General features: G+C 74.6%; 7 protein-coding genes. 5 read left to right on the top strand and 2 right to left on the bottom strand.

From position 1 onward, the window contains the following. From CCN29_RS17535 to CCN29_RS17525, 3 genes are all read left to right on the top strand, one after another. Nucleotides 1–1,044: asparagine synthase-related protein (locus CCN29_RS17535; RefSeq protein WP_442538402.1), on the top strand; the 1,044-nt coding region annotated here is incomplete at its 5' end. Next, the gene (locus tag CCN29_RS17530; protein WP_006135706.1) at nucleotides 1,041–3,134 is read left to right on the top strand and encodes a prolyl oligopeptidase family serine peptidase; all 2,094 of its coding nucleotides are present in this window, start codon (nucleotides 1,041–1,043) and stop codon (nucleotides 3,132–3,134) included. The genes CCN29_RS17535 and CCN29_RS17530, both read left to right, overlap by 4 nt. An 88-nt stretch (nucleotides 3,135–3,222) precedes the next feature. Then, nucleotides 3,223–3,663: an ATP-binding protein gene (locus tag CCN29_RS17525; protein WP_031065936.1), complete on the top strand. Its 441-nt coding sequence runs from the start codon at nucleotides 3,223–3,225 to the stop codon at nucleotides 3,661–3,663. Nucleotides 3,664–3,693: 30 nt separating this feature from the next. Here CCN29_RS17525 and CCN29_RS17520 read toward each other — a convergent pair whose 3' ends face one another. Continuing rightward, the gene (locus CCN29_RS17520) at nucleotides 3,694–5,847 is read right to left on the bottom strand and encodes an alpha-galactosidase (protein WP_086682986.1); all 2,154 of its coding nucleotides are present in this window, start codon (nucleotides 5,845–5,847) and stop codon (nucleotides 3,694–3,696) included. 359 nt (nucleotides 5,848–6,206) lie between these two features. Here CCN29_RS17520 and CCN29_RS17515 point away from each other — a divergent pair, with 359 nt between their 5' ends. Both CCN29_RS17515 and msrA read left to right on the top strand, forming a co-directional pair. Next, nucleotides 6,207–7,316, top strand: a complete 1,110-nt coding sequence (locus tag CCN29_RS17515; protein ID WP_006135709.1) for an SGNH/GDSL hydrolase family protein — start codon at nucleotides 6,207–6,209, stop codon at nucleotides 7,314–7,316. A 130-nt stretch (nucleotides 7,317–7,446) separates the two neighbouring features. After that, nucleotides 7,447–7,959: a peptide-methionine (S)-S-oxide reductase MsrA gene (msrA, locus tag CCN29_RS17510; RefSeq protein ID WP_006135710.1), complete on the top strand. Its 513-nt coding sequence runs from the start codon at nucleotides 7,447–7,449 to the stop codon at nucleotides 7,957–7,959. Nucleotides 7,960–8,037: 78 nt separating this feature from the next. Here the strand turns inward: msrA and CCN29_RS17505 are convergent. Further along, the coding region (locus CCN29_RS17505) for a Gfo/Idh/MocA family protein (RefSeq protein ID WP_086682989.1) at nucleotides 8,038–8,761 on the bottom strand (724 nt) is incomplete at its 5' end.

Raw genomic sequence — 8,761 nt, 5'->3', positions numbered from 1 at the left:
GCCCTGCGCACCGCGGTGCGCCGCCGCATGGTCGCCGACGTGCCGGTGGGCGTGCTGCTCTCCGGCGGCCTGGACTCCAGCCTGATCGTGGCGCTGCTGGCCGACGAGGGGCAGCGGGACCTGGCGACCTTCAGCGTCGGCTTCGAGTCCGAGGGCGACGAGGACGGCGACGAGTTCCACTGGTCCGACCTGGTGGCCCGGCACTTCGACACCCGCCACCACCAGCTGATGGTGCCCTCCGACCGGGTCGCCGGCGCCCTCGACGGAGCCGTCCGCGCCATGAGCGAACCCATGATGAGCCACGACGTGGTCGCCTTCCACCTGCTGTCCGAGCAGGTCGCCAAGGAGGTCAAGGTCGTGCAGAGCGGCCAGGGCGCCGACGAGGTGTTCGCCGGCTACGACTGGTACCCGGCGATGGCGGGCGCGCCCCGCGAGCGTGCCGCCGAGGCGTACGTCGACGCCTACGCCGACCGCTCCCACGCCGACATGGCGGACGTGCTGCGGCCCGAGATGCTGCCCGACCGGGACACCTCGGCGGAGTTCATCGCGGAGCACATGGCGCAGGACGGCGCCGACACCGCCCTCGACGCGCAACTGCGGCTGGACACGCTGGTGATGATGGTCGACGACCCGGTCAAGCGGGTCGACAACATGACCATGGACTGGGGCCTGGAGGCCCGGGTGCCGTTCCTCGACCACGAGCTGGTGGAGCTGGCCGCCGCCTGCCCGCCCGAGCTGAAGCTCGCCGACGGCGGCAAGGGCGTTCTGAAGGCCGCCGGCCGCCGGGTGCTGCCCCGTGAGGTCGTCGACCGGCCCAAGGGCTACTTCCCGGTCCCGGCGATCCGCCACATGGCCGGGCCCGTCCTCCAGCGGGTCCGCGACACCCTGACCGCGCCCGAGGCCCGCGCCCGCGGCGTCTTCCGCGAGGAGTACGTGGAGCGGCTGCTGGCCGCGCCCGACGCCCACCGCACCCGCCGCGGCGCCAACGCCCTCTGGCAGATCGCCCTGCTGGAGACCTGGCTCCAGACCCACGGGATCCGATGACGGCGACCCGGAACCCCGGCAGCGCGCTGTACGCCCCGGAGTCCGCCCCCCTGGCCGACGCGGCGGCGCCGTACGACCTGCCGCCCCCGGCGGTCCACGGCTGCTGGTACCCCTCCGCCGACCCCAGCGGCCGGCACGTCGCCTTCATCTGCGACCGGGCCGGGGTGCCGCAGCTGTGGACCGGCCCGGTCGACGGCGCCGAGGTGCGCCGGCTCGACGCCGACCCGCACCCCGTCACGGAGGTGTCCTGGTCGCCGGACGGCCGGTGGATCGCCTACACCACGGCGCCCGGAGGCGGCGAGCTGACCCGGGTGCTGTGCGTACGCCCCGACGGCAGCGGACGGCACCTGCTGGCCGGCGGCGAGTCCGGCACCTCCGCCCGGCTCGGCTGCTGGCAGCACGACGGATCCGCGATCGCGGTGACCGTCACCGAGTCCGCCCCGCCCGGACAGCCCGACCGGTACCACGCGGAGACGCCCGGACCGCCGGGCACCGAACACGCCCCGCAGTGGGCGGGCCGCGACGGCCGCGCCGTCCTGCTGGACCCGGCCGGCGGACGGCTCGGCCCCGCCGACGGGGGCGTCCGGTCCGGCTCCGGCCGGGAGCCGGCGGAGCGGGCCCTGTCCGCGTATCTCGTCGACCCGGAGGGCAGCGCCGCGCCCGTCCTGCTGTTCAGCGAACGCGGCGCGGCCAACCAGCGGGTGTGCGACCTCAGCCGCGACGGCCGCCTCGCCCTGGTGTACCGGGGCCCCCGCGGACGCCGCGAGGCCCTCGTCGTCCGCACCGAGGACTCCGCCGTCACCTGTGCCTTCCCGGTCGCCGACGGCGACCCCTGGGTCGGCGGCTTCTCCCCGTCCGCGGGCACGCTCTGGCTGCGCAGCGACGCCGGACGCGAGTACGCGGCCCTGCTCGCCGCCCACCTCGGCCCGCGCGGCGACCTGCACTCCACCCGCGTCGTCGCCGAACGCGAGGACTGCGGCCTCGAACTCCTCGCCCTCGGCCACGACGCCCGCAGCGCCGTGCTCGCCTGGAACCGGCACGGGGTCAGCGACCTGGAACTGCTCGCGCTCGACTCCGCCCCGCCCCACGGCACGGCCGCCGCGCCCCCGCCCTCGGCCGGCGACGCGCGCCGCGTCGAGCTGCCCCACGAGGTGGTCACCCGGATCGCGCCCACCGCCGACCCCGACGCGCCCGTGGTCGCGCTGTCCGGGTCACGGCGCCACCCCGGCGTGTGGTGGCTGCCGCACGGCGTGCCCCTGCGCACCCCTTGGTCCTCCCGCGACGAGGACGCCTTCCCGCCCGGACCGACTCCGGTGCGGCCCACGCCCGTACGGCCCGTCGCCCGGGACGGCCTCCAGCTCGGCGGCTGGTACTACCGCGCGCCCGGCCGGTCGCCCGGCGAACCCGCGCCGTGCGTCCTGCACCTGCACGGCGGGCCCGAGGAACAGGAACGTCCCGTCCTCGAACCCCTCTACCTGGAACTGCTCGGCCGCGGGCTGGACGTGTTCGCCCCCGACGTCCGCGGCTCCTCCGGCCACGGCCGCAGCTTCACCGACGCCGACCTGGGCGCAGGACGCTTCTCCGCCATCGACGACGTCGCCGACTGCGCGGCGCACGTCGTCGTGCAGGGGCTCGCCGACCCGCGGCGGATGGCCGTGATGGGCCGTTCCTACGGCGGCTACCTCACCATGGCGTCCCTGGTGTGGCACCCCGGCCTGTTCCGCACCGGCGTGGCCGTGTGCGGCATGTCGGACCTGACCACCTTCTTCGCCGGGACCGAGCCGTGGATCGCGCAGTCCGCCGCGCACAAGTACGGCCATCCGGAACACGACCGGGACCTGCTGCGCGCCCTGTCGCCCATGAGCCGGGTCGACGCCCTGCGCGCCCCGGTGCTCGCCGTGCACGGCGAGCACGACACCAACGTGCCGCCCGGCGAGTCCGAGCAGTTCGTCCGGGCCGCGCGGGAACGAGGACTGGAGGCGCAGCTGCTCCTGTTGCGTGACGAAGGCCACGATTTCCGGCGTGCGGACAACCGCCGTCTGTTCCGGCGCACCGCAGGTGACTGGCTCGAGCGGCACCTGGCCGACTGAGCTGTCGGACGTAGCTGTCACACTTCTCGGGCGTGCGGGGGAGCGATGCGGGTAGTCGCGCGGGTGTGATCGAGTAAAGGCGGACCGGATGGAACCAGTTCCTGTAGAGGGGGAGACGGTGCCAGGCGTACCGCGGCTGAGGGCGTCCTACGTCCTGGACGCCGAGGGCGCGTGGATAGCGCAGGCACGTCACCTCGCGGCCGAGTTCCTCGGCCGGGCCCGGACGGAGGACGGCCTGCCGGTGCCGGACCGCGTCGTGGAGATCACCCAGCTCGTGGTCAGCGAGCTGGTCACCAACGCCCGCAAGTACGCGCCGGGCCCCGTCGGACTGGACCTCAGGGTCTTCGGCGACGCCGTCGAGGTGGTCGTCCACGACGCCAACCCGGAGGCGCCCCGGCCCCTCAACTCCGACCCGGGCCGTGTGGGGCAGCACGGCCTCGAGATCGTCATGGCCGTCGCCGAGGCCCTCCACGTACGCCAGAAGGCGGGCGGCAAGAGCATCACCGCGCGCATCGCCCTCTCCGCCTGACCCTTCCTCCGTTTCCTCCGTCTCCTCCGCTCAGCTGCCCGCCCGGTCCCCGGCGTCCCCGTCCGGCACCCGCTGCAGGTGGAGCAGGGAGCTCGCCCAGTCGCCGCCCGGCAGACGCACGTCCAGCCCGTACTCCGTCAGCACCGTCGCGTGGTGCACCGCGCCCGTCTCCGTGTCCCGGAAGCGGGCGCCCGCCGGCAGGCCCCGCAGCCGGAGCGGCACCCGCGGCGTGCCGTGCCGGGGACTGGCGCCGAAGGCCAGCACCACCGCCTCACTCCCGTCGGCGGCCACGTACTGCACGGCCGACGGGCCGTCACCGTACGGGTCGCCGATCCGGTACTGCTCGCCGTGCTGCACCAGGTGCCGGATCTCCTTGTAGCGGGCCACCAGCCCGGCGGCCTCGGCCAGTTCCTCCTCGCTCCAGCGGGTGAGGTCGCCGCCGACACCGAGCAGCCCGGCCATCGCCACATGGAACCGGAAGCGCAGCGGCACGGTCAGCCGGGTGAGCTGGTTGGGCACGTCGGTCACCCACGCGGACATCACCCGCGCCGGATACACCTGGGAGAAGCCCCGCTGGATGCCCAGCCGGTCCACGGCGTCGGTGTTGTCGGACGTCCACGCCTGGTCGGTGCGGGCCAGGATGCCCAGGTCCACCCGGCCGCCGCCCCCGCTGCACGTCTCGATCCGCAGCTCCGGGTGCGCCTCCCGCAGCCGGTCAAGCACGCCGTACAGATGGTGCACGTAGCGCGTCCACACCCGGTCGCCGCCGTCCTCCGGCCCCGGCCGGCCGGACTCGCCGAAGACTCGGTTCATGTCCCACTTGAGGAAGTCCACACGGTGCTCGGCGACCAGCCGGGTGAGCCAGGCGAAGGCCCAGTCGGCGACGTCCCGCCGGGCGAAGTTCAGCACGAGCTGGTTGCGCAGCTCGGTGCGCCGGCGGCCCGGCAGGTGCAGCACCCAGTCCGGGTGCTCCCGGTACAGGTCGCTGTCCGGGTTGACCATCTCGGGCTCAACCCAGACGCCGAACCGCATGCCGAGCCGGTGCACGGCGTCCGACAGCGGTCGCAGACCCCGCGGGAAGCGGTCCGGGGCCGGGGTCCAGTCGCCCAGGCCCGCCCGGTCGCTGCGCCGCGCGCCGAACCAGCCGTCGTCCACCACGTACAGCTCCACCCCGAGCCGGGCAGCGCGCTCGGCGAGCGCGAGCTGGCCCGCCTCGGTCACGTCGAAGCCGGTGGCCTCCCAGGAGTTGTAGAGCACCGGGGCCGTCTCGCCGGCGTGCCGCAGCACATGAGCGCGGACGTAGCCGTGCCACGCCCGGCTCGCCGCGCCGAAACCGCCGTCGGTGAACAGCCCCGCCGACACGGGCGTGGTGAACTCCTCGCCCGGCCCGAGCGGCACGCACGTGCCCTCGTGGCCCACACCGCCGGTCAGCCCCGCCCGCCCGTCCGGCGTGCGCTGCACCGTGATCCGCCAACTGCCGCTCCACGCCAGCGCCGTGGACCACACCCGGCCCCGGTCCTCGTCGGCGGTGCCGTCGTCGAGCATCGCCCAGGGGTTGGCGTGGTGGCTGGTGATGCCGCGCCGGCTGGTCAGCACGGTCTCCCCGTGCGGCAGCCGCTCACGGCGCAGCCGCGTCTCCGCCGACCACTGGCCCGTGACATGGCTCAGCCGGTAGTCGGCCAGCGGCGGCAGCGTCCACGCGGCGGAGTCGGCGCGCAGCAGGTCCACGTGCCGGCCGCCGTCGTTGCGCAGCACCGTCCAGCGCTCGATCACGTCCGTGTCCGCGCGGACCCGGTAGTGCAGCGCGACCGACAGCGGGAACACCCGGTCCCGGAACTCCAGGACCAGCTCCGCGACGCCGGGTACGGAGTCGTCCACCCGGTGACCCACCGGCTCCCACTCGAAGGCGCGGGTGCCGTCCGCGTACCGCACCTGGAGCGAGGGCGGCCCGTAGCGGGTGCCGCCGTCCACCGGCAGCTCCTCGCCCACGGCCGGCCGCCCCTCGAAGCTGCTCACCGGCTCCTCGAAGGGCCCCGCGAGCGAGTCCGCCTCCGCCGGGGTGAGACGGGGTCCCCACGCCACATGACAGGGCGCCCCGGTGTCGTCGATCCGCAGCGCGTACGAGGTGCGCGGGGTGGTCAGCAGCCAGACCCCGGTGGCCGGGGAGCGGGAGATGAGCGGCATGGTGCCTCACGATAGACGCATCCCCCGCACACTCCGTGACCCGCCCGGATCTTGACCATCGCGACGCCCTCGCCACGCTCCGGCCCGTCCTTCGTCGCACGGCGGTACCGGCAGATGAACGGCCGATGAAGGTGTGCCCCAGACGGTGCCGGGGTGGGCGTGGACCGCTAACCTCACTATGGGTCACGACATCACCACGGGTCACGTCGGAGGCGACGCTGAACACCACGACGCTCCACCCTCGAAGACTGCCCCTGAAGGGGACCCGGCTGCGCGGGCTGTCCGTCCTGGCCCTGCTCGCCGCTCTCCTCGGCCCCGTCCCCTCGGCGGCCGGTACCGCACCGCCGCCCCGGCACGACGTGGTCACCTGGGCCACCAGCGCCTTCCGGCTGGGCACCGGCGTGCCCGACCGCGCCTACCGGCTGGTGGTGCACACCAGCGCCGGCGGCGACCGGATGCGGGTCCGGCTCTCGAACGCCTTCGGCGACCGGCCGCTGACCTTCGACAGCGTGTACGCCGGACTCCAGCGGGAGGGCGCCACTCTGGTCCCCGGCAGCAACCGCCGGCTCACCTTCGACGGGCGCACCTCCGTGACGATCCCGCCCGGCGGCCTCGTCCTCAGCGACCCGCTCCCCGGCCGGGTCCGCGCCGGAGCCGACCTGGTCGTCAGCCTGCACAGCCCCGACGCGGGCGGCCCCGCCACCGGACACCGGCTGGCCATGCAGACCTCGTACCTCACGCAGGGCGACCACACCGCCGACGAGTCCGCCGCCCCCTGGACGCGGACGATCACGTCCTGGTTCTACCTGGACGCCGTCACCGTCCGCACCCCCGCCCGCACCGGCGCGGTGGTGGCGCTCGGCGACTCCATCACCGACGGCTGGGAGTCCACCACGGACCTCAACCGCCGCTGGCCCGACTACCTGGCCCGCCGCCTCCAGCACTCCCTCGCCACGACCGTCCGGGGCGTCGCCAACGCCGGCATCTCCGCCAACAAGGTGCTCGCCGACGGCGCCTCGCCGAGCGCCCTGAACCGCCTCGACCGCGACGTGCTGTCCCACCCCGGCGTGCGCACGGTCCTGCTGTTCGAGGGCGTCAACGACCTCAAGGCGCACACCGGCGTCACGGCCGAGGACCTGATCGACGGCTACCGCGAGCTCACCGCCCGCGTCCACGCGGCGGGCCAGTGCGTGGTCGCCGCAACGATCGCCCCGTTCAAGGGCTGGTCCGAGTGGGACCCGGAGGCCGAGGCGGTACGCCAGGAGGTCAACGCGTTCATCCGCACCGGCGGGCTGTTCGACGCCGTGGCCGACTTCGACCGCGCGGTGCGCAGCCCCGACGACCCCGAGAGCATCCGGCCCGCCTACGACAACGGCGACCACCTCCACTTCACCGACGAGGGCATGCGGGCGATGGCCGACACGGTCCGCCTGAAGGACCTGGAGTGTTCCTCGGGCCCGGGGAGCTGACGCCGTCCGGCGCTCCCCGGAAGAACCCCCGACCCGGTGTCCGGCGCACCGGTCGCGGCCGGAACAATGCAGGTCCCGGCACGGTTCTCACTGAGGAACGCCGCAGCACACCTGGGAGAAGGGCGACACGATGACAAGGACCGAGGAGAAGGCGCTGCTCGCGGGCGGATGCTTCTGGGGCATGCAGGAGCTGATCCGCACGCTGCCGGGCGTGCTGAGCACCCGGGTGGGCTACAGCGGCGGCGACGTCCCCCACGCGACCTACCGCAACCACGGCACCCACGCCGAGTCCATCGAGATCACCTACGACCCCGCGGTCACCGACTACCGGACGATCCTGGAGTACTTCTTCCAGATCCACGACCCGTCCACGAAGAACCGCCAGGGCAACGACATCGGCATGAGCTACCGCTCCGCGATCTTCTACTACGACGACGAGCAGAAGCGCGTCGCCGAGGAGACCATCGCCGACGTCGACGCCTCCGGGCTGTGGCCGGGCAAGGTGGTCACCGAGGTGACCCCGGCCGGACCGTTCTGGGAGGCCGAGCCGGAGCACCAGGACTACCTCCAGCGCTACCCGGACGGCTACACCTGCCACTTCCCGCGGCCCGGCTGGCGCCTGCCGAAGCGCGCGGCGTCCTGAGCCGACGGCACGACACGACAGGGGGCGCGCCCGCCCGGCGGGCGCGCCCCCTGCGCCGTGCGCGACGGCGGCCGCGCGTCACGCCACGCGCGCGATGAGCTCCTGGAGGTACAGCCCGCGTGCCGCGTCCGGGGCGGTCGCGACGCCGGTGCGCACCGCCGTGGCGAACTCCCGGCGCAGCACCGGCCAGCACTCCTCGTGGTCGATTCCCCCCGTGTCGTACACCAAGGGCGCCCCGGCGCCGAACAGTTCGACGCGGGTGACGGCCCGGGGCACGTTCACCGCTCCGGACAGCGACGCCTGACTGACCGCGCCGTTCTCGTGCTCGCAGGTCAGCTCCAGCCAGGTGCGGGAGTCTCCGGTACCGCGGATCGCCTTGACTGGCCCGACCGCCGCGTCCAGCAGGTCCAGCAGATGCGGGCCCAGGTCCAGCAGCGCGCCCTGCTCCAGCCGCCAGCCGGTCGCGAACTCCCCGCCCAGGAAGGCGCCGTGGAGATAGCAGGAGCGGGCGCCGGACACCTCGGCGTCCCGCGCGGCGGCGAGGAACGCCCGGGTCACCGGGTGGTACCGCTTGGTGAGGACCAGCTGCGACACCACGCCCGCCTCCGCCACGGCGTCCGCCACGCGCCGGGCCGCGTCCAGGTCCGGGCCGAGCGGCTTCTCCAGCAGCAGCGCCTTGCCGCGCCTGGCGGCCAGGGGCGCCAGCTCGGCCTGCACGGCGGGCGGCACGGCGAACGCCACCGCCTCGCACCGGTCGAGCAGCTCCTCGAAGCCGCCCGCCACAGGGGCCCCGTACGGGGCC

The sequence above is a fragment of the Streptomyces pseudogriseolus genome (genome assembly GCA_002154585.1).
GTDB lineage: Bacteria > Actinomycetota > Actinomycetes > Streptomycetales > Streptomycetaceae > Streptomyces > Streptomyces pseudogriseolus.
The sequence above is the reverse complement of the archived record's forward strand: the minus strand, read 5'-3'. Positions and strand labels throughout refer to the sequence as shown.